The sequence below is a fragment of the uncultured Bradyrhizobium sp. genome (genome assembly GCF_936928535.1).
GTDB lineage: Bacteria > Pseudomonadota > Alphaproteobacteria > Rhizobiales > Xanthobacteraceae > Bradyrhizobium.
In genome coordinates this window covers 26,743-46,060 of record NZ_CAKZHY010000168.1, presented here as the reverse complement: position 1 = coordinate 46,060, position 19,318 = coordinate 26,743, and the positions used below count along the sequence as shown (strand labels likewise).

Here is a 19,318-nt window from a genome sequence, read left to right as displayed (position 1 = left end):
CGGTCGTATTAGACCCGCGGCTCGTCGGGATGGTTAACATATTCTTGGAGCGGTAACTCACATCTAAGTCAAAAGCGCTGGAGCAGGCGAGCATGATCTAAAAACTTCTGGCTTAGGGTCCTCCAAAATTGCAGGGGGAGCCTATCACATGAAGTCCGCTACCAGGTGGATTGCCGCACTCGGTGTCGCGGCTGCGGTCGCAGGGGGATGCCAGCCTGCGAATGCAGGCTTTGTCGGCTTGCCAAGCATGCTAGGAACGGCCCTCAAGCGCATCGCCTTCGGAAACTACACGCTGCCGCCGATGGCTTTTACCCAGTTTTGCCTGCGTTATTCCGATCAATGCAAGCCCGAACGCGTGATATTTCGCGGCGGACCTGTTCGTTTGACGGAGCAGCGCTGGGACGACCTGAGAGACGTTAATAAAACCGTCAACGCGGCAATTTCGCCTGAAGCCAACACGGAAGGTCTTGCCGGAGAGAAATGGCTGATCAAGCCGGCCAGCGGCGATTGCAACGATTATGCGGTCACCAAGAGGTCCGAACTGCTAAAACGGGGATGGCCGGCCAGAACACTTCTTCTGAGCGAAGTCGTTACCACGTGGGGGGAGCATCACCTGGTCCTTGTCGTGCGGACCTCTGTTGGCGATCTCGTGCTTGATAATCTCACCCCGCAGATTCGTCCCTGGTCACGCGCGCCCTATCGCTGGGTCCGAATGCAGACTGCAAAGAACCCGAACTATTGGGCATCGCTCGACAGTCGCAAAGCCTAAGGCGTCTTGTTTGTTTGATTTCGTTTTTCCTTAGAGGCCATCGCGGCGGCTGATGCTTTGAGCTAGTCCAAGGGCTACGATTGCGTCGACCATGATCGCGATGCATGAGTTGAGCAGGCTTGCGTCACAGAAGGCCTGAGCAACGACGATGAATGTGCAGGAGGCTGCAAGGGCGGGGTAGAACGAATCGCGCCCGCGTCGCAGCGAGCCACGATAAAGCAAAACGAACAGCAGACCTGCTGCGGCGACGCTGAAAAATACCGCGGGCCATCCGAGTTCGATTGCCAGTGTCGATACGGTGGTTATCGGGCGTATCTCGGCGCCAGCGAGATCCTGGTAGATCGAGGCCATCGCGGCAAAGGTACCGGCTCCCGTGCCCTGCCAACCCGCGTCGGTCATCATGCGCTGTACGGTTGAAAGAGATTCAGCAGAGAACGTGTTGGCAAATTGCAGGAACGGTGAGACCGCACGCGCAGGGTCGTAACGCCAGGCGATGATCATGGCTGCGGCCAGAACCAAGGTTGCACCAAGCGTAGCTGTAGCCCATGCGCCGAGGCCCAGGCGCCGCACGGTCTGCACGGAAGCGAACAGGGCGATGCCGAAAATCGTCACAAGGGCATTATTCAGCGATCCTGCCAGGGCAAGACCAATCGTACCGCAGGCAAGCCCCGCCATGGCTGCAACGGAGCCAAAGACGACTTCACGGGCAACGGTTTTGCCTTGAGGAGTGCGGCTCTCGTGACGCTCGAGGGCGCGAACGCCACATGCCAGCGAAGCCAGGATGGCCAACGCGCTGACGGCGCCCTGGATTCGATCTGCATCGCGTGCCGAGCCTGCCGCAAACAGCCCCAATTCGGCGAAGACCAGGAGAATTGCGGTCACCGCGGTTGCACCGGCCAATACGAACAGGACCAGTTCTGCCCGGCGGCGATCGGCGGTCACGAAAATGCCGACCAGTATCAGCGCCAGGTTCGCCAGATACCCGATCAGGGAGACGATTGTAACGCCGAGGTCGACGCTGATATGGCCGAGGGCTTGACGTCCTAAGGCTTCGTTGGCGTAGGACCAGATCGAGTGAGCGCCGATGGGGGTGGGCAGGATCTGAAGCGCCATCCAGACGGCGGGGATGGCCGCAATCAGCTTAAGGCCCCTGGTGACCTGGCTTGCAAACTTGACGTCGGCTGTCCGTGCGGACAGGCCAATCGAGGCAAGCGCTGCGACAGTGAATACCGCAATCAGAGACTGTGCGGCGGCTCCATCCTGAATAGCTGTCCCTGAGGCAAAGACAATGCAGATGAGCAGAAGACTAAAAGCGATCGACAAACGGGCGGCTCAATCTCGAGAATATTGATCGCGACGATATAGCATAAGCGCCGCGTTGCAATCTCGCGCCGGTTAGAAAGTATGAACCCTGAAGCCGGTTTATCTCGGCAAGGCAGCCGGCTGTTTGCGCAGCGAACGCAGGCGTGCGGCGACCATGACGAAGCGGGTTGCCACGCCGCCTAAATATCCAAGCTGGAGTGCGACGATCGAGGCGATGGCGACGGTCAAGGATCGCGACAAGCTGCTTCCGCCCAGCATCAGGCCGGACGTCACCGCCACAAGGGCAAGGAGCGAGACGGGAAACAGAATAAACACCTTGAATCGGGTCCCCAAAACCGCCCCGCCCAATGCACTGAAAATAATGATCATGGCCATGGGGGCAGAATTCCCCGGGGCCGTCTAAATTTCCGTTAAATCGACACCTCAAATGCCGCGATTATGGTCGCGATGCCGGGCAATTGGCGGCGAGCTTCGCCAGGGCGGGACCTAGACCACCTAAAGGGATGACCCCCTGAATTGAACCATCGGGATCATCGACCTTTACGGCAAGTTCGTCCTGGATGGCGAGTGTGGATGCTTCGAGCGGCAAGATCAGGGATGTCCCGGCTGAGCTGATCTCGGCGTGAAGGACAGGGTGGGCCGTCCCGAGGGTGATGGTGACGTCCCGCTTCCGGCGAGGGGGCAGGGGGCGGACCACGGCCAGCAGCACCTCAAAGCCCGGCTTATCCTGGCACCGCACCAACAGGCCCGCCAGGTCCGGATCTGACCTGGTCGTGTCGGCCGTGCGCATGATGGCCAGCGCATCCGGTCCGCCCTTCGGGTTGGCGGTTTTGACCAAAGGCCAATTGTCTGCGGAAGCGGCGCCTTGCGCGGCGTCCGGGCTCGGCGCGGAAGATGAGCCAGGAGAGGCAGATGAGCTAAGAGAGTCGGGTCCCGGCGAGGTCGCTCCGGGAGCCGAGGCGGGAGGGTTCAGTAGGGCTTTGAAGCAATCGAGCCGGGCGCGGTCATCGGCGATCGCTTTGCAGCCATCGAAATCCCGGGCCGATTCTGCGCCTAAAGCGGATGAGGCGCCGAGCAAAAAGATGCTGGCGAACAGCCAAATGCCCAGGCGTTTGGTGTGGTCCGATTGGCGAGACATTGGATAAGATAGCTTCCAAGATAGGGTTAAGTATTCCTTACAATAGCCTGATCATACGTGCATATTTTGATTTACATCACCTTAAAGTGATCTGTGGCATTTTTGGCGCATCGACCCGCAATCGGCGAGTTAGGCCCGCACCGGCCTTGTTCCATAGGTGGTGTTGACCTAACCATTTCGTTGGATAGGCGGGACGAATTCATGCTTCACGATCGAATTGCCAGATACATCGGTTTTTTGGCGCTCGCTCTTGCGCTCGGCGGATGTTCATGGGTTCCGACGACAGGGCCGTATGCCCATCAGATCCGCGCCAACGCTGACGCCACGGGAGCCGAGGGTACCCATCTTCCTTACGCACTGGTCAAGCTCAGCCCCGAGATCGTCTCGATGGTGGGCCGCTTTGAGCCGCGGGGGCTTGCCGGCACCTTCCCGGACAAGTACGTCCCGCCGACCAAGATCAAGTTTGGTGTCGGCGATGTCGTCAGCGTCACGATCTTCGAAGCGGCGGCAGGCGGGCTGTTCATCCCGACCGAAGCCGGCGTCCGCCCGGGCAATTTCGTCACGATCCCCGACCAGACGGTCGATAACGATGGCAATATCAGCGTGCCCTATGCCGGTCTGGTGAAGGCGGCCGGCAAATACAACGGCGAGATCCAGCAGGATATCGTCAATCGCATCAAGAACCGCGCCATCGAGCCGCAGGTGGTGGTGTCGCTGTCGCAGCAGCGCACCTCTCTGATTAGCGTGTTTGGCGAGGTGAATACGCCGACCCGCTATCCGGCTGCAGCCTATGGCGCCCAGGACCGCGTTACCGATGCGATCACGCGCGCTGGCGGCATCCGGGGGCAGGGCTACGAGACCTGGGTCATGCTGCAGCGCGGCAATCGCCGGGCAACGGTACCGTTCGCTAATCTCGTCTATGAACCCTCCAACAACGTCTTCGTCCAGCCGGGCGACCGGATCTATGTCTACCGGGAGCAGCAGAAATTCCTAGCTTTCGGCGCGACCGGTACGCAGGGCGAGTTCAACTTCGATGCCTGGCGGATCAACCTTGCCGAAGCGGTCGGCAAGGCAGGTGGCTTGGTGGACAACCAGGCGGATCCGGGCTCGGTCTTCCTGTACCGCGCCGAGCCGCGGGAGCTCGCGCAGCAGCTGGGCGTGGATGTTTCTAAGTTTGCAGGTGAGCTGATCCCGGTGATCTTCTCTACCAGCTTCCGGGATCCGAGCGGCTATTTCCTCGCCACCAACGTGCAGATGCGCAACGGAGATATCCTGTTCGTGGCCAACGCCGAATCGGTTGACGTCACGAAGTTCTTGACCTCGGTTAACGCCATCATGGCCACCGCCAACAATGGCCTGGTGCTCGGCAGCAATGGCATCGCCTTGTTCAATGCTGCAAGGGCACTTCCCTGATCTGACGACAGGGAAGAAGAGGACGCCTGTCGCGGAGGCTCTCCTGGAGCCTCCGATCTCGTAGACGAACCGGCAACCTTGAGCCGGGCCCCAAGTCGCCTTCCTCGATTGCATTGGCTGCTTTCGGGCTATGTTCGCGGTCAAACATAGTTTTGAGAAGTCAGCGGCGTTGTCCCTTCGGCAAATCCTTCGGTCGAACAAAAAGAGCCGTCCGAGATGGGGCGGTATTTCGGCGCTGGTGCTTTATGTGGCGCTTGCAGGTCCGCCGTTCCTGTTCGGCTCGCGCGATGCCATGACGGTTGCGGCCTGGTGCGCGCTTCTCGGCGCGGGGCTGATGTTTGCGCCGACCCACCGCCTCAGGAAGGGCCATCTCCTGCTTCTGGCTGGGCTCGGGTTCGTGCTCCTCTGTTTTGGCTTCGTTTTGCACGAGCAGCTCGCAGACCACCCCTGGGTAGCGCCGTTCAATCCAATCTGGGCCAAGGCATCGGAGGCGCTGGGCAAACAGCTTACGCCCTCGGTCTCGATCGTCCGCGGCGAGCCGTTCTTTGCGCTCGGCCATCCCTTGGCCAATGTGCTGGCACTCGTCCTCGGCCTCATCGTCGGTGTCGATCCGGAGCGGGCCAGGCGCGGCGTGCGGGTGATGGCCTGGGCCGGGGTCGGCTACGCAATCTATGGCATCTTCGCGCTGGCGTTCGATCCGACCGAAGTCCTCTGGCGGGAGAAGACCGCCTATCTCGGCAATCTCACGGCGACCTTCATCAACCGCAACACAGCCGCCTGCTATTTCGGCTCGTGCGCGGCGGTCTGGCTGGTGCTTCTCATGAGCGCGGTCCGGCGTAACCTGCCGCCCGGACCACTGGAATGGCGCAAAATCCCCCATCACCTCCTCCGGCGGACCCACAAGGACGTGCTGATCCGCTTCGTGATGCTGTTTGTGTGCCTGTCGGCGATGTTCATGACCAGCTCGCGCGGCGGGGTGCTGGTCTCGCTCGGGGTGATGGTGATCGCCTTCATGATCTTCTTTGCCCCCGACATGCCGCGTGGCCTTGGCTTTGTCGGCGCGATCGCGGGGAGCGCTGCCACCGCTTTGCTGCTTCTGCAGGTGCTCGGCGGCAATGTCGGCAGCCGCATCGATCTGCAGGGGCTCAGCGATGCTGGGCGCCTCTCGGTCTACCGCTCCACGATCAGGATCATCGCCGACAACCCGTGGTTCGGCACCGGGCTTGGGACCTTCGCCTATGCTTTCCCGGCCTATCGCAGCAGCGACATTTCGATGCAGGGACGCTGGGACATCGCCCATAATACCTACCTCGAATTTGCCTCCGAGCTTGGCATTCCGCTCGCCATCATCGCGGGGGTGGCTTGGATCGTCGCGCTCGCGGCGCTTGTGCGCGGCGTCCGGGTGCGTCGGCGGCACATGATGGTACCGCTGGCAGCGCTTGCGGTTTGCCTGATCGGGCTTCTGCATTCCGCGATCGATTTCTCGCTTCAGATTGCCGGCTATTCAATCGTGCTTTTCGCCCTGCTCGGCCTCGGCCTTGGTCAGGCGATCTATTTGCGGCAAGCGCAGCGGGAGCAGGAGCCAACACGCAGACGACACGCTAAGGGGCCGCTTGGGGGCGCCGAATCCGGTAAATCTGTCAAGCTGTTACCGTTAATTCCTCAAAATGATGGTTAACGGCCAGCTAACACGGCAGGCGGGCGGCCGAAACAGCTAAATCCACAAGCAAAACAGCGCCCTAAAGCAAACAGCCTGCCGGATCATTCGTCTTTTGTATTCCCGCTGGCTCAGCTATAGTGGTTTCAGTTTTTTTTAAGATGATGGCGATCTTGGCTTTTTCGATCAGGACTTGCCGGGAAGGAGTTTGCGAGATGACCAAGCGGCTGGGGCTCAAATTTCTTGTTGGCGCGGCACTTCTCGTTTCGGTGCAGGTGGCAAACGCACAAATCGCCGGACAGAATCCGCCGCTCGCGCCCACCGCAATCACCGCCTTCAAGGCCGATCCGAGCCAGCTGCTCAGCCAAATCCCGAACGGCGGTCCGGCCCTGCGCAAACAAATCGCCGACCTCATCGCCTCCGACAAGGACACCCTGGCAGCAATCATTGCGCTCGCCAAAACCGCCAACGAAGACCAGCGCACGGCCATCGCCCAGGGTCTTGCCGACGGCGCCAAGGCCTACGCCTCGGGCAACGACCCTGCCTTCGGTGGCGACATCCAACGGACCGTCGTCCAAGCCGGCCTTCCCGAATTGGCCAGGGCTTACGCCGAGGCCGCAGGCGACACCAGCACTGCGGCAGCAGGGGGGGGTGGGGGTGGAGGAGGTGCCGGCGGCGGCGGCGGTCCTACTACGGCGGGGTCTACGACCGGCGGATCGAATTCGGGCAACGCGATCAACGGTAGCAACTTCGCCGCCAATCAATCATCCGGCTTGACGACCGGAGGATCGCTGAGCGGGGCGAACGCTTCGCAGGTAAGCCCTTTTTAGAAAGCTGTAGAGATATTTATTCCGACGCGTCCCTTGGAGCGCCCTCTTGGTGCGTAGCTAATGGAGCGTTGAATAGTTAGGGACTTAAATGGACGCGCCTTTAAAGTTCAGCAGCCAGGGCGCTAGTCAATTGCGCCCCGGAGCATCGCTTGAAGAACCGTTCGCGGTTTCTGAAATCATCGAGCAGCTGACTGGATTTGTTCGCCGACAATTCCCGATATTTGTCTTTGTAATCGGCTGCTCCGTTGCGCTTGGTCTAATCTATCTCGTTACGACGCCTGCCAAGTACACCTCACACGCGATGCTACTGATTGACTCGAGCAAGCTGCGCATACTGCAGCAGCAGCAAACGCCAATCGGGGATGTTCCGATCGACACAGCGCAAGTCGAAACACAAGTTGAAATTTTGAAATCCGAAAATATTGGTCTGTCTGTTATTAAGGAACTGAAGCTTACCGACGACACTGAGTTCGCGAATTCGAGCGGAGGCATCCTCGGATTCTTGCGGCACATGCTTGACGGGGAACAGTCGGAAACCGCTTTGTCTCGTGCAGCTTTGGCTGCCTTTATCGCGAAGCGAACCGTCACTCGCGTCGGTCGAACTTATGTTTTGGACATTGGGTTCACGTCGCTAGATCGGGCGCGTTCCGCTGCCATAGCCAATGCTATCGCGGATGCCTACATCGTCGATCAACTCGAAGCTAAATATCAAGCTACAAAGCGGGCCAGCAGTTGGCTGCAAGACAGAATCAAGGAGCTTCGACAGCAAGCTTCTGAGGCCGACCGAGCCGTGCTCGATTACAAAGAAAAAAACAAGATCGTTGCCGTTGGAGGAAACTCTTCGGGCGGACCACGATTGCTCGGTGAGCAGCAGCTTGAGGACCTCAATACGCAACTGGGCACGGCTCGTGCAGCTGCAGAAGAGACCAAGGCACGACTAGAGCGAATCAATGAAGTAATGCGGAGAGATGTCCCCGATGCGGCGGTTGCTGATTCTCTTCATAGCGATGTGATTAATCGCTTGAGGAATAACTATTTGGACATAGCTGCCAAAGAGGCCATTTGGTCCGCGCGGTACGGGTCGGGCCACTTGGCCGCGCTTAATCTCCGCACTCAAATGGCGGAATTGCGACGAGCGATTTTCGATGAATTGGGCCGCATTGCTCAGAGCTATAAGAGTGATTACGAAATTGCCAAAACGCGAGTTGACGGCTTGGAACGGGAGCTACAAAGGCTCGTTGCGAGTTCGCAGGTCACCAATCGCGATCGACTAGGGCTATCTGATCTGGAAAGTAGCGCTAAAGTTTATCATTCCATCTACGATAACTTTCTCCAGCGGTATATGGAGGCCATCCAACAGCAATCCTTTCCAATCACCGAAGCTCGCGTGATCAGCTCAGCGCGGTTGCCGGATACAAAGAGTGGACCCTTACCAGTTCAAGTACTCGGCCTAGCAGCCCTAATGGGCGTTATATTTAGTTTTAGCGCTGCAGTACTGCGCGAGGCGGCAGATCGAGTGTTTCGTACGACGCGGCAGGTGGAAAACGCGTTGCAAACACATTGTTTGGCTGTGTTGCCGCGATTGAATTCATCGAAGGCGGTGGGGGACCAGGCCCCCTCTGGCGAGGTGCGGCGGGAAGGATGGAAGCCAAGCAAACCATTGCCTGTAAGTGCCGGAGAAAGAGCAATTGACCGCTCAAACGGCTTATTGCGCCAAGTCGTTACCGATCCGCTTTCGTCGTTTGCCGAAGCGTTTCGCTCGATCAAGATCGCTGCGGACATTGGCGGTGATCCTCAAGGCAGGGTGATCGGAATAACTTCCACGCTTCCTGGTGAGGGAAAATCTACTGTTGCGGCCAATTTGGCAGAGCTTATTGCTCACGCCGGAAATCGAGTCATCCTCTTGGACGGGGATCTTAGAAACCCGAGTCTGACGCGTTCCCTTGCATCACGTGCAGGACCAGGGCTTCTAGAGGTTATCACCAAATCGGTAGACCTAAAGGAAGCGACTTATTCAGATCCGGGCACCGGACTGACGTTTTTGCCCACGATTGTGCCGTCTGATACTGTTCATACAAACGAAATTTTAGCCTCAGCATCTATGCGCGCCGTCGTCGATAGCCTGCGCAATCTGTACGACTATGTGGTCATCGACTTGCCCCCCATGGCCCCCATTGTTGATGTTCGAGCCACCACACGTTTGGTTGACTCCTACATCTATGTGATTGAATGGGGCAAAACCAGAGTCGACTTGGCGCAGCATCAGTTACAAGTTGCGCCCGAGATTCATGATCGTTTGTTAGGCGCTGTTTTGAACAAAGCTGAGGTGGGCGTGTTAGAGCGCTATGAGGGCCACTATCGAAAATCCTATCACTACGGCCAATATGGATATAAAAGCGACTAACATCAACTGCGTTGGCGCAAAACGTGTTTAGGATTGTGCGAAGCTTTACCGCTGCACTAGGGGTTATTTCCGCATTATGGGCCGTTTCCTCCTTTCAAGTTTATTCTCGTGAAGATTTGTTAGGGCGTTCCGCGCGAGCTGTGTTGAACGGAGAAAATTTCAACGCGAAGCAGTTGGCGCGACTAGCGGATCGATTGACTACCGTTACATCGGCTGATCAGAACAGACCGCTTACATTTCGCGATATTGCCGTTGTTCGCCTTCGCCTTCTGGAGCAGGGGCGTGCTTTCGAGTATGGCTTGCCAATTGCTTCGGACTTACCGAAGTTCGACGATGCTCTTGTGGCCGCACTAAACGCGGCGCCGTCGGACTCCTTTTTGTGGCTAATGGGTCATCAAATTGAGAATGGTGTTTCTCAACCAAAGGGAGAATTTCGTCGTCTGCTCATGTCCTATGTGACTGGACCAAATGAGGCTTGGATAGGTGTTCGCCGTTGTCCTATAGCTCTAGCTCTATTTCCCTCTTTACCCGACGAACTTAAAGTTCGAGTTGTTCAAGAGTTCGTGGGGTTGGTTCGTTCGGGTCTTTTTGCCGATGCGATCAAGCTGCTGGCTGCACTCGGCCTTCCGCTGCGAAGCAAACTCACAGCTGAATTAGTTCACCTAGACGAGCCCACTCGCAACTCATTTGCGCGAGCCGTGGAAGAGCAGGGATTGGAGGGGGTAACGGTGCCAAGCGTGCCGAGTCGAAGAAACCGTCCATTTTAGGCACCGAGCCTGGGTTCGCTTCTGTCTTCAATCCGACTTTTCTAGGAACTCGGTTATACGAGAAGAAAAGCTCAAAGCTTTTCGTGCATCTTTCACCTCGTTCTTGATTCGAACCTTATTCATGGTCAGCGTGGCTCTATCCATTATACCGGTGCTATCCACAATCTCTTGAGCTCGGATATTTGCACCGAGTTTCGAATTTTCTATTGCTTCGTTTTCAGTGACTTCAGCGTATCGATCTGCGTTCCTGTCATATTGAATCTGTATAGTTGTCGCAAAAAGGTTGTTTGCGATCCAATTGTATTTCGGTGTCATTGGATCATCCGAAAGAATACTGCTCAAATGCGGATACTTGCGTTGCCACAGATATGACCGATAAGAGGATTTGAGCAACCGCTGCATCAGCGTGCCACCTTGCAATGTCTCAGCCGCAAAGTCGCTTCCAGAGAGATTTTGAATGCGTACAGCAGCTAGACGGTTGTGAACAAATAGATTGCCGTCCACTTGCACGTCTCGTCCACCGTTGACAAAAATGCCCTGATCAAGGTCGACGAAAACGTTTTTTTTGATGGTGGTTCCGCTGAAGCAGTCGTCAAGATAAATTGCGTGAACATCGGAGGGCCTATCCTTACTAAACGCGCGGATATCGCGAAAAAGATTTCCAAGAATATGGGTGCCTCGGGAGCTCCAATCGCGGCCTCCATAGATTGCGCCCGAATCGAGTGAATCCGTCACCACGTGACTAAACTCATTCCCAACGATTCTATGTTCATTGCCGGAGAAGATTATCGCGCTATGAGGTCCTTGGGTAAGGAGTGAACGCTCAACAATCTGGCCCACACCGTCCATGAGAACCGCGGGACGATAAGTCCTCGTGTCCTCTCCGTAGCTTGCTATAATAGATCGGGAGATTCGATGGCCGCTCGCAATCAGCTGATCCTTGTTGCCCCCCGATAACTCGGCCCCAGTTTCTCCAGTATGAGCAATAATAGATTGTTCGAAGGTAATCGCACGACCGCCTCGTACCACGAGGCCGCGACTTCCGGTTAAGCCAACAAAGCAATCGTCGAAAACAATGTCATGGCTATCGTTGATGACAACCGCGTCTCCTAGCGATTTCTCGAAGGCGATGCGCTCGAAAATGATGTCGTGGGCGCCATTGGCGTTGACCAGTGTCGACAACAGAGGTATTTCAACGCTCTCCGGGCGGTTTATTCCCTGCCAAGCAAGGTAGGCAGCAAGTCTATTTTCTAGGTCAATGTAAAACGTGCCTGGCTGATCGAGTTCGGCGAGCGCATTATAAACGAAGTAGCGCGCGCTCGTGCTCATTGGATATGGTCCATGAAGCGGGCCGAGGTTTAGGCTCTTCGTCGGTTCATCAGAAGCGACTGCTTGCGCGGTTTCCCAGTGCCAGTCGTAGCCCCAGAAACCGCCCGCCCACAAGTGTTTCTCTCCCAACCAGTTCTCAATTTTGCCGGCCGGGGGAGCAAACACTGGGCCTCCGTTGCCATTTCCGCGATCGTAGACGCGTTTGGGAATTGCAAAGCCTGTCTTCGGCCACCGAGCGGGTCGAAGTCGCATATCACCCTGATATATTTGAAGGCCTGAGGCGCTTGGGGAAAAAGTGGATCCTCGAGGATGTTCAGCTTGAGCAATGGACAGAAGATCTTCACTCAACGGCAGCACAAAGGCTGAGGATGAGGCTACTGGCGGCATCATTCCAGGCGGGCCAATTGTCTCATCTCGATAGCGGCGAGCCTCGAATTCTTTAGCTCCAGTGATGACTGCCGTTGTGCCGCGCTGGGCCTCAATTCGAAGAGGAAGCCCTGGCCATCCAGAGGTATCCGAAGTTAACATCAGCGAATTGGTTAATCGGTGTACGCCCGGAGCCAGCTGGAGCGTGACTGATCCGATCCAACCAGTCTTTCTTCGCGCTCTAACAGCTGCTATGCCCTCCTCCAATGTCGCCACCGTCCGTGACATCTCCGACGGCGACGTTTCGCCGTGGCTCTCCCGCTTTGCTTCATCTACCACAATCAGGTATGATGAGTGGCTCTCAGAACTTTGAGGAATGAAGATCGTCGCGACTGCAACAACCGCGAATAGGCTCTTCGGATTGTTGCCCTGGATACAGCGCGCCACGTTTCCTCTCACTTTTTTATCTACGTCGGTCTATAATAAAATTTAGAACAGGAGGGGCTCGCACCCCAATGCACATGCTCACTACGTCTCGGCGTGAGGTGCTAGATGCTGAGATCTAAGCGGGATTAACCATGAGCGAGAGTGCTTGCTACATCCTGATGCTTGTGATGGCCGGACTCATCATTTTCGGTTTCAGGTCGACCATTCGTGATACTCGGGGGTCTAGGGCGTTATTTTCCATAAATGGCGTCATGGTGACTATGTTTCTCTTGTACGTTTGGGTTTCTGCTGCACTGTCAGTGCTGTTCGATAATTTCGAATTCACCTGGGCTCCTCATTATTCTGGAGCAGAGAATGCCCTACCTATTCTGCTGATTTGCCTTTTTGCGCTCGCATCGTATATGGCTGGCTACTCCTTCTTCGGCAGAATAGCGCTTTCTAGATTGCGTAGTCTAAAGCAATTTGAGGAGTCCCTTTGGGGGCCACCCGAGCCTAAAATGCTCGTCCGGGTCGCAGCTCTTTCGATGATTGTCATCGGAATCTTGCTGAAACTCTATGCGATTCTGCAGACTGGAGGACTGGACGAATCGGTAATCCGACTATCTGGCGGTCTGCGAGAGAACCTCAATATCGGTCAGGAAGACGTTACGTTGACGTGGGTAAGAAATTTCTCGGGGATCGCGGAAGTGGCAGCCAGTTGGATGCTCGTCATCGCTATCCGAAGGCGCCGTGGCCTTGTGCTATGGGGTGCCCTTTTCATAGTAACCGTGGCGCTTGTATATCTCGGCAACTTCGGCAAGCGGACATACCTCCTTGAGCCCCTGTTCGCGGTTGTTTTGGCCTTTCACTTTTATGTTAGAAGATTGCAATTGTCATCGATGCCTTATGTTCTTGTTGGGGTAATTGTCTTCGGAATGGGCTCGCAACTTCTTCGAGCGGTGCTGCCTGCGTACATGAACAACATAGACATATCGTATATCGACGCGAGTTGGTCTCATGGATCATGGCTTGGTTTCTATTTTTACTCTCTGGAATTTGCGTTCTTCGAAGCAATGACCGTTACCATTTACGAAAGCGATCAGATAATTGAGATGTTCGGGTCAACCGCAAATGCATTCTACATTACAAATATAGAGCCTATGCTCTATTTGATTCCTCGTTATTTTTGGCCGGACAAGCCCACCGCGTTCATTGACATGGGGCACGCGACAACTACGCTAATGTTTGGGGGGTCTCCGTCAACCGTCGAGTGGGGAACCGCTGCCTCCTATATTGGCAACTCTTGGGCGCTCGGAGGGCCAATCGGTACTGCGCTTTACAGTTTTATGCTGGCGTTTATCGCTGCCTATAGCGATGTTTTCATGATGAGGGCGACCGGTGAAAACAAGGATGCAAAGATCCTCGTTTACTCGGTTTTGCTCTTTGCAGCCTTTATCCTTTGGCGACAGGGAGGCTTAGGCTGGTCGTTTATGAGTCTAGTCCCAAACCAGATTGGTTACATCTTGGGCTTTGGTTCTCTGCTCTACCTAACAATCGGGCGCTCCCGACGCTCTCGAGAACCCGCGGCGCGTCGTCGTGCTCACTGGGACACCGTTTCGCGCGGGCCTTAACCCACTAACAATTTGAGCAGACGTTTAAAGTGGAAAGTCAAAAAGAAAAGCGGAAGTAGCACGGTCGGGCGGTGCTTCCGAACGAAGTATAGAAAATCGTGCGACCGAAATCTCGGATGGTTAAGCATCGCAAGCCTTTTCAGGAAGCTCGCTGCTCTGAAGCCCGAGTCAAACTGAATGTTCTTTTCGCAACTACCCACGGGCAAGCGCGCCAACATGATATCTAGCCCGCCTGCCTTCGCAGTGATGCCCAAATCAATATCGCCCAGCGTGTGTAGGAAACCCGGATCTAGACCATTTACACGCTCGAAGAACGGCCCCGGAACCAATACAAAATTGCCGTTGAATACGTCGATCGATGTCAAGGTCCCATTTGGAATTACTTCTGTGAACGCGCGTGGCCTTATCTTTGAGGCGCTTCGATAACCTGTGTAGGTTATCTCGCGTCCATCGCCTGAGGTCGTCGATGCAGCCAAGATCGTAGGCTTCCGAAGATTGCAATGACGAAAGTCTTCAAAGGCGCCCATGACGCCGAGTTCAGTCACCAGGAGGTCATCATTGAAAAGCAGGTAAGCATCAAATGACCCAAATGACCGTGCTGTAGTAAATGCAAGGCACATTCCACGATTCCAAAACAGCGAGCCATTTCCTTCGATGACGTGAACGTCGGGGTGAGCGCTCCGAACGGCCTCCCCCGTTCGATCAGGAGACAAATCGTCAACCAAGAAAATAGTATAAGCCAGTTCAGGGATTAACCTTAGGGCAGAACGTAACGCTGATAGGCCCCGAAGCGTGGTAGCTTTGCGATTGAAACAGGTGATAAGGACGGCTAAGCGCACAAGATCTCCGATTGGATTGCGGTAAGTTGTCCAGTAGCTTACATGCCTTAATTGGCCGATAATGAGTTAGTCTTTTATTAGAGCTGGGAAGCAAGTTGCAAAATCTATGAACGAATTTTTCAAAAGTTGGCTGCCACCTGTACTCCTAAACGCAGTCCGCCGTCGCTTTCTATTTCGTCGGTTCGATACCATGGAGCAAGCTGCTGCAGCTAACAAAGACGGCGGCTATGAAGCTGTCGACCTCGTCAAGGTCGTTGTAGCAAAGAATCTCGCGCTTCGTTCCAATTTGCACTCTATCGAATTTGCCGACCGAGGAGCCCTGCGCACTGTCGTGGGTGTTGGGCTGTGCAACCCGGGATCATTATTGAGAGTTCTAGATTTTGGCGGCGGTGCTGGCTTTCACTATACAGTCGCCAGGGCTTACTTCGATAAAGATACCAACTTCCAATGGAACGTAGTCGAGACGCCGGCACTGGTGCGCGAGGCTGATAAAATGTGCAACTCAGAGCTGCGGTTCTTCGGTGATATAGAGAGTGCTAAGGCGGATCTCGGCTCCGTAGACCTCGTTTTTACCAGCGGTGCTCTGCAATTTTGCGAACAGCCATTGTCGGCGCTCGAGACCCTACTTTCTATCCGAGCCAAGCATTTGTTTATCGCAAGAACTCCGCTTCTGGACGAAGATCGAGACTTAGTTTTTATGCAGAAGTCGTTCTTGTCAGACAACGGGCCTGGTCCCTTGCCGCAAGGTTTTAAAAACAGACCTGTATTCTACCCAAACGTGTACGTAAGCAGGTCGAAGGTGGAGAAATTGATATCTGCCGCCTACGACATCAAGATGAAGTTTCAGGACGACGTCAGCTCAGAAATTCTGGGAAGCAAGAATGCTAGGCTTTATGGATATTTTTGCTCATTGAAGTGAATGAGACACGTTATCTCACCATGAGCCAGCTTTGCCGTATTCCATGTGCAAATTTCAGTACGACACCGCCAGCTACCGTTGTGCCAACGATTGAAAGTACGGCAGCATGCTTGGGCTGACCATAAATGATCATCTGCCAAAAGATTAGGTACAGTGCGGCGGACGAGGCGAAACATATGGCAGCACTCTTGGATGTATTCTCGATTAAGAAAGATAATATTTTGACGTGTTCGTGGGATAACCAAAAATAGAGAGATACGGCCCCACCGTAGGCAAAAGCGAGTCCGTAGGAGGCCACTATCATTGGGGCGCCTAGAGCGGCTCCGCCTGCAAAGCCTCCAATTAGGTTGATCAACAGCATCTCGAATTGCAGGCGGAGCAAGGGGCGGATGTTTGGGGTGGACAGCTTGAGATAGTATCCAACAGCTCCAATTGAATTGATCCCGTTTGCCACCACAAGAATGAAGAAAAATCCAAAGAAGTTGAGATCTGCGAATCCGAATCCTATTTCCGAAATAATGGGAGCGGCCGCCAGTTGGCAGGCCGCGGCGATAAGCGAGAATTGGTAGATTGCGGCGTTGGACTGTCTATAGAGATGAGCAGCGTTATTGGAAAGATTTCCGCTCGCGCGGGATCCGACAATGAATAGGGGCTGGATTGCGGCCTGAATGAGCGCTCGCATGTTCGTGGTAACTCGAAGCGCAAGGTCAAAAGAAGCCAACGTATCAAGCGAAGCAAAAATGGACAGGAAGAGCTTCGTAGCCGGTTCGAATGTTAGGCGAATGACGCCAACTATCGTCAAGTCTACACTTCCGCGCCAAAGCTCTTGTGCGATCGACGTCGTACTGGGGGAGCTCTGGTGTGAATGTTTCAGCCGAAATAACAGGTAGCAAAGACAAAGAACGATCTGAACGGCTCCAAGGACTAGTCCTGTTAATGCAAGCCCCGCCGGGCCGTGAATGGATATTAAGGGATACGCAGTTATTCCCATAACAATGCTTGCGATAATGCTAACAATGTTTCGAGGAACGAGCCGTCCCAATCCCTCGAGAATTCCGAGCAAAACACCGCTTATACTCGTCAAGACACCGCTCGCATATGCGGCGATCAGCAGGTCCCAGCTGTCCTTGGTAGAAATAGAAGCGCTAAATTTAGCATCGATGTAGGACTGAATAGGGAATATAAGTAGAGCGCCAATGACAACTACAGGCAGATTGCCGACGAGAAAACCGGCGGCAAAAGTCCTCAACAACGATGGCGTGCGATCCTCCGATCGGCGGATAGCTACAAGGCGAGTGATATTCGTCGCAAGCCCCGAGTCAGGCAGACGAACAATTATCATCGCGCCTTGAATTAAAGCCCAACATCCGACGACTTCGCGACCTGTGAACTCAATCCCGAATCGAAATACAAGAAAAGCAACCAGCGCACTGATGATGGCGGCCAGAATACTAGTAAGCGAAGCCCATTTCACCGACATGAACAGGTGTCGCTTGGAAGAGTTCGCGATGCGCCCAGCGTTCTTACAAAGCGTGCGGGCACGCCTGCCACAAGTGTGCGCGGAGCTACATCGCGTGTGACCACCGCACCGGCGGCAATCACCGAGCCATCACCGATTGTCACCCCGGGCAGAATGACTGCATTCGAACCAACCCAAACGTTTGAGCCGATCAATACGGGTTGACGAATGATTGTGTCTCGATACAGCCTATTTTCGCTAAGTCCATTTACATCATGCGTCACAGATGTGATGACCACGTGAGCTGCGATCAATGTATCTGTGCCGATCTCAACTCCGCCGCCTCCCCAGATGTGAACAAATTCGTTCAGCATGGATCGGGATCCTAAGCTTATTTTACCTGCTTCGTGAAGGACCACAAATCGCCCAATGCGAGCGTGGCTGCCAAAGTAGCCTAACCGAGTTCGCCAATAGAGAGAGCGAAACGAAGATTTAAAAGCCACTAGTAAGAACAGTACGGGCCACACACATCGGCGGATGATCGGCGCGCCTCTTGGCCAAATTGATGCGGTTCCAGTGCGACTGCGCCGGTGCTTCGCGGATTGTTTTTGTCGTTCAGTCATGGATCACTGCGAACAATGCTTCGCTCCGACGAGTTGCGAACGGTGTCACGCCATGTCGCTCTCAGCTTGCCGGACCAGATAGGCCCCATAGTCCGTCTTCTCGAACTGTTTTGCCAAAAAGAGAAGTTGTCCACGATCAATAAAGCCGTTTCTGAAGGCAATTTCCTCGGGACAAGCGATCTTTAAGCCCTGGCGCGACTCGATTGCATGAACAAATTGCGATGAAGCAAGCAGTGCCTCATGAGTTCCGGCGTCGAGCCAAGCGTAACCGCGCCCCAAGCGAACAACGTTTAACATTTTTCTATTAAGGTATTGTTCGTTGACGGCAGTGATCTCAAGCTCGCCACGGGCAGAGGGTGAAATCCTTTTAGCGAGCGTGACGGCCTGAGCGTCGAAAAAATATAGACCGGTTATTGCCCAATTCGAGACGAAGTCCTTCGGCTTTTCAACAACCCTTACGGGAACGCCATTTGCGTCGAACTGCACCACCCCATATCGCTCGGGGTCCTTAACCCAGTAGGCCAAGACAGTGGCGCCCGTCGATAGCTGGTTCGTCTTCACGAGCAGCTCGCGGATGCCATCACCATAAAAGATGTTATCGCCGAGAATCAATGCTGATGGCGCTCCATCGAGAAACGGTTCGGCAATGATCAGCGCCTCAGCAATGCCAGCTGGACGGCGCTGAACGGCGTAACTGAGCTGCATGCCCCACTGTTCTCCATTGCCCAGAAGTCTTCGAAAAAGCGGCGCGTCTTCCTTCGTGGTGATGATCAATATCTGCGTGATCTCTGCAAGCATCAAGGTGCATAAAGGATAGTACACCATTGGCTTGTCAAAAACCGGAAGCAGCTGCTTCGAGATAGTCAGGGTGAGTGGATACAAGCGCGTACCAGCCCCACCTGCCAGGATGATGCCCTTTCGCTTGGCCATTTATTGTTCCCACTAATATAAGTTTGTGCCAGGTATTCCTCAGTGTCGCTGCTGAGCTCGATTTACGGTCGCCTTGCTGCTCGTACTGCGTCTATGAATGCTCCGCGATCACGGATGTAGTCAGATTCGTCATATCGATCTGAACCAAACACAACGCAGACGGAAGAGCTGGTGAATTGACGCAGCTCGAGCCAGTGGAGCGGAGGAACTAACAGTGCCAAGTTGGGTCGATCTAACACGATACTCTTCGGAGCGACGCCATCCTCTACATCTACGATACAGCTGCCTTGCATCATGATCAGCATCTGAAACAGAGCTTTGTGAGCGTGCCCGCCTCTCATGGCGGACTGCTCCACATCGTAGAGCCAAAAGATGCGGTGCACACTAAAAGGAATATGCGTCTGTACCTCTGCGAAACTCAAGGAGCCGCGATGATCGCGGACTTCTGGGAGGGTGACTAGACTGACTTCCATCAGAGCTCCATAAGATCAGCTG

Annotated in this window: 17 protein-coding genes; 8 read left to right on the top strand and 9 right to left on the bottom strand. The window is 54.8% G+C overall.

Annotation, left to right across the window (positions count from 1 at the left end; translation table 11 throughout):
- The first annotated feature begins 148 nt into the window (after positions 1 to 148).
- Entirely contained in the window at positions 149 to 769 is a 621-nt protein-coding gene (locus Q0687_RS32000; protein ID WP_298885751.1) for a transglutaminase-like cysteine peptidase, read from the top strand.
- Positions 770 to 799: 30 nt separating this feature from the next.
- On the opposite strand, the gene Q0687_RS31995 is transcribed toward Q0687_RS32000, so the two are convergent.
- From Q0687_RS31995 to Q0687_RS31985, 3 genes are all read right to left on the bottom strand, one after another.
- Positions 800 to 2,092: a hypothetical protein gene (locus Q0687_RS31995; protein WP_298885749.1), complete on the bottom strand. Its 1,293-nt coding sequence runs from the start codon at positions 2,090 to 2,092 to the stop codon at positions 800 to 802.
- Positions 2,093 to 2,191: 99 nt separating this feature from the next.
- The gene (locus Q0687_RS31990; protein ID WP_298885747.1) at positions 2,192 to 2,467 is read right to left on the bottom strand and encodes a hypothetical protein; all 276 of its coding nucleotides are present in this window, start codon (positions 2,465 to 2,467) and stop codon (positions 2,192 to 2,194) included.
- Positions 2,468 to 2,528: 61 nt separating this feature from the next.
- Positions 2,529 to 3,230, bottom strand: a complete 702-nt coding sequence (locus tag Q0687_RS31985; protein ID WP_298885745.1) for a hypothetical protein — start codon at positions 3,228 to 3,230, stop codon at positions 2,529 to 2,531.
- Positions 3,231 to 3,431: 201 nt separating this feature from the next.
- Between Q0687_RS31985 and Q0687_RS31980 the strand changes: the two genes are divergently transcribed.
- The 5 genes from Q0687_RS31980 (at position 3,432) to Q0687_RS31960 (ending at position 10,301) form a co-directional block, all read left to right on the top strand.
- Entirely contained in the window at positions 3,432 to 4,643 is a 1,212-nt protein-coding gene (locus Q0687_RS31980) for a polysaccharide biosynthesis/export family protein (protein WP_298885859.1), read from the top strand.
- 247 nt (positions 4,644 to 4,890) lie between these two features.
- Complete coding sequence (locus Q0687_RS31975; RefSeq protein ID WP_298885743.1) at positions 4,891 to 6,321, top strand: O-antigen ligase family protein; 1,431 nt, start codon at positions 4,891 to 4,893, stop codon at positions 6,319 to 6,321.
- Positions 6,322 to 6,515: 194 nt separating this feature from the next.
- The gene (locus Q0687_RS31970) at positions 6,516 to 7,130 is read left to right on the top strand and encodes a hypothetical protein (protein WP_298885741.1); all 615 of its coding nucleotides are present in this window, start codon (positions 6,516 to 6,518) and stop codon (positions 7,128 to 7,130) included.
- An 88-nt stretch (positions 7,131 to 7,218) separates the two neighbouring features.
- Entirely contained in the window at positions 7,219 to 9,534 is a 2,316-nt protein-coding gene (locus Q0687_RS31965) for an AAA family ATPase (RefSeq protein WP_298885738.1), read from the top strand.
- 143 nt (positions 9,535 to 9,677) lie between these two features.
- A complete protein-coding gene (locus Q0687_RS31960; RefSeq protein WP_298885736.1) occupies positions 9,678 to 10,301 on the top strand; it encodes a hypothetical protein in 624 nt (207 codons plus the stop codon).
- Between the two features lie 27 nt (positions 10,302 to 10,328).
- Here Q0687_RS31960 and Q0687_RS31955 read toward each other — a convergent pair whose 3' ends face one another.
- The gene (locus Q0687_RS31955) at positions 10,329 to 12,443 is read right to left on the bottom strand and encodes a right-handed parallel beta-helix repeat-containing protein (RefSeq protein ID WP_298885734.1); all 2,115 of its coding nucleotides are present in this window, start codon (positions 12,441 to 12,443) and stop codon (positions 10,329 to 10,331) included.
- A 131-nt stretch (positions 12,444 to 12,574) separates the two neighbouring features.
- On the opposite strand from Q0687_RS31955, the gene Q0687_RS31950 reads away from it, so the two are divergent.
- Complete coding sequence (locus Q0687_RS31950; RefSeq protein WP_298885732.1) at positions 12,575 to 14,053, top strand: hypothetical protein; 1,479 nt, start codon at positions 12,575 to 12,577, stop codon at positions 14,051 to 14,053.
- Here the strand turns inward: Q0687_RS31950 and Q0687_RS31945 are convergent.
- Complete coding sequence (locus tag Q0687_RS31945; RefSeq protein WP_298885730.1) at positions 14,050 to 14,892, bottom strand: glycosyltransferase; 843 nt, start codon at positions 14,890 to 14,892, stop codon at positions 14,050 to 14,052. The two genes, Q0687_RS31950 and Q0687_RS31945, sit on opposite strands and share 4 nt — an antisense overlap.
- A 106-nt stretch (positions 14,893 to 14,998) precedes the next feature.
- Between Q0687_RS31945 and Q0687_RS31940 the strand changes: the two genes are divergently transcribed.
- On the top strand, positions 14,999 to 15,811 hold the full coding sequence (locus Q0687_RS31940) for a methyltransferase, TIGR04325 family (protein WP_298885728.1): 813 nt from the start codon (positions 14,999 to 15,001) through the stop codon (positions 15,809 to 15,811).
- Positions 15,812 to 15,821: 10 nt separating this feature from the next.
- On the opposite strand, the gene Q0687_RS31935 is transcribed toward Q0687_RS31940, so the two are convergent.
- From Q0687_RS31935 to Q0687_RS35935, 4 genes are all read right to left on the bottom strand, one after another.
- On the bottom strand, positions 15,822 to 17,291 hold the full coding sequence (locus Q0687_RS31935) for a hypothetical protein (RefSeq protein ID WP_298885727.1): 1,470 nt from the start codon (positions 17,289 to 17,291) through the stop codon (positions 15,822 to 15,824).
- The gene (locus Q0687_RS31930) at positions 17,282 to 17,644 is read right to left on the bottom strand and encodes an acyltransferase (protein WP_298885726.1); all 363 of its coding nucleotides are present in this window, start codon (positions 17,642 to 17,644) and stop codon (positions 17,282 to 17,284) included. The genes Q0687_RS31935 and Q0687_RS31930 overlap by 10 nt, the downstream gene beginning before the upstream one ends.
- A 294-nt stretch (positions 17,645 to 17,938) precedes the next feature.
- Positions 17,939 to 18,823, bottom strand: a complete 885-nt coding sequence (rfbA, locus tag Q0687_RS31925) for a glucose-1-phosphate thymidylyltransferase RfbA (RefSeq protein ID WP_298885724.1) — start codon at positions 18,821 to 18,823, stop codon at positions 17,939 to 17,941.
- A gap of 62 nt (positions 18,824 to 18,885) precedes the next feature.
- A complete protein-coding gene (locus Q0687_RS35935) occupies positions 18,886 to 19,296 on the bottom strand; it encodes an FdtA/QdtA family cupin domain-containing protein (RefSeq protein WP_363324029.1) in 411 nt (136 codons plus the stop codon).
- Between the last annotated feature and the right edge of the window lie 22 nt (positions 19,297 to 19,318).

Excerpts from the sequence above, each read along its gene's own strand:
- Q0687_RS31970 (WP_298885741.1), top strand. The coding sequence starts at position 6,516 with ATGACCAAGCGGCTGGGGCTCAAATTTCTTGTTGGCGCGGCACTTCTC.
- Q0687_RS31965 (WP_298885738.1), top strand. The coding sequence starts at position 7,219 with ATGGACGCGCCTTTAAAGTTCAGCAGCCAGGGCGCTAGTCAATTGCGC.
- Q0687_RS31990 (WP_298885747.1), bottom strand. The coding sequence starts at position 2,467 with ATGGCCATGATCATTATTTTCAGTGCATTGGGCGGGGCGGTTTTGGGG.
- Q0687_RS31935 (WP_298885727.1), bottom strand. The coding sequence starts at position 17,291 with ATGTCGGTGAAATGGGCTTCGCTTACTAGTATTCTGGCCGCCATCATC.
- Q0687_RS31940 (WP_298885728.1), top strand. The coding sequence starts at position 14,999 with ATGAACGAATTTTTCAAAAGTTGGCTGCCACCTGTACTCCTAAACGCA.
- Q0687_RS31985 (WP_298885745.1), bottom strand. The coding sequence starts at position 3,230 with ATGTCTCGCCAATCGGACCACACCAAACGCCTGGGCATTTGGCTGTTC.
- rfbA (WP_298885724.1), bottom strand. The coding sequence starts at position 18,823 with ATGGCCAAGCGAAAGGGCATCATCCTGGCAGGTGGGGCTGGTACGCGC.
- Q0687_RS31950 (WP_298885732.1), top strand. The coding sequence starts at position 12,575 with ATGAGCGAGAGTGCTTGCTACATCCTGATGCTTGTGATGGCCGGACTC.
- Q0687_RS32000 (WP_298885751.1), top strand. The coding sequence starts at position 149 with ATGAAGTCCGCTACCAGGTGGATTGCCGCACTCGGTGTCGCGGCTGCG.
- Q0687_RS35935 (WP_363324029.1), bottom strand. The coding sequence starts at position 19,296 with ATGGAAGTCAGTCTAGTCACCCTCCCAGAAGTCCGCGATCATCGCGGC.
- Q0687_RS31930 (WP_298885726.1), bottom strand. The coding sequence starts at position 17,644 with ATGCTGAACGAATTTGTTCACATCTGGGGAGGCGGCGGAGTTGAGATC.
- Q0687_RS31980 (WP_298885859.1), top strand. The coding sequence starts at position 3,432 with ATGCTTCACGATCGAATTGCCAGATACATCGGTTTTTTGGCGCTCGCT.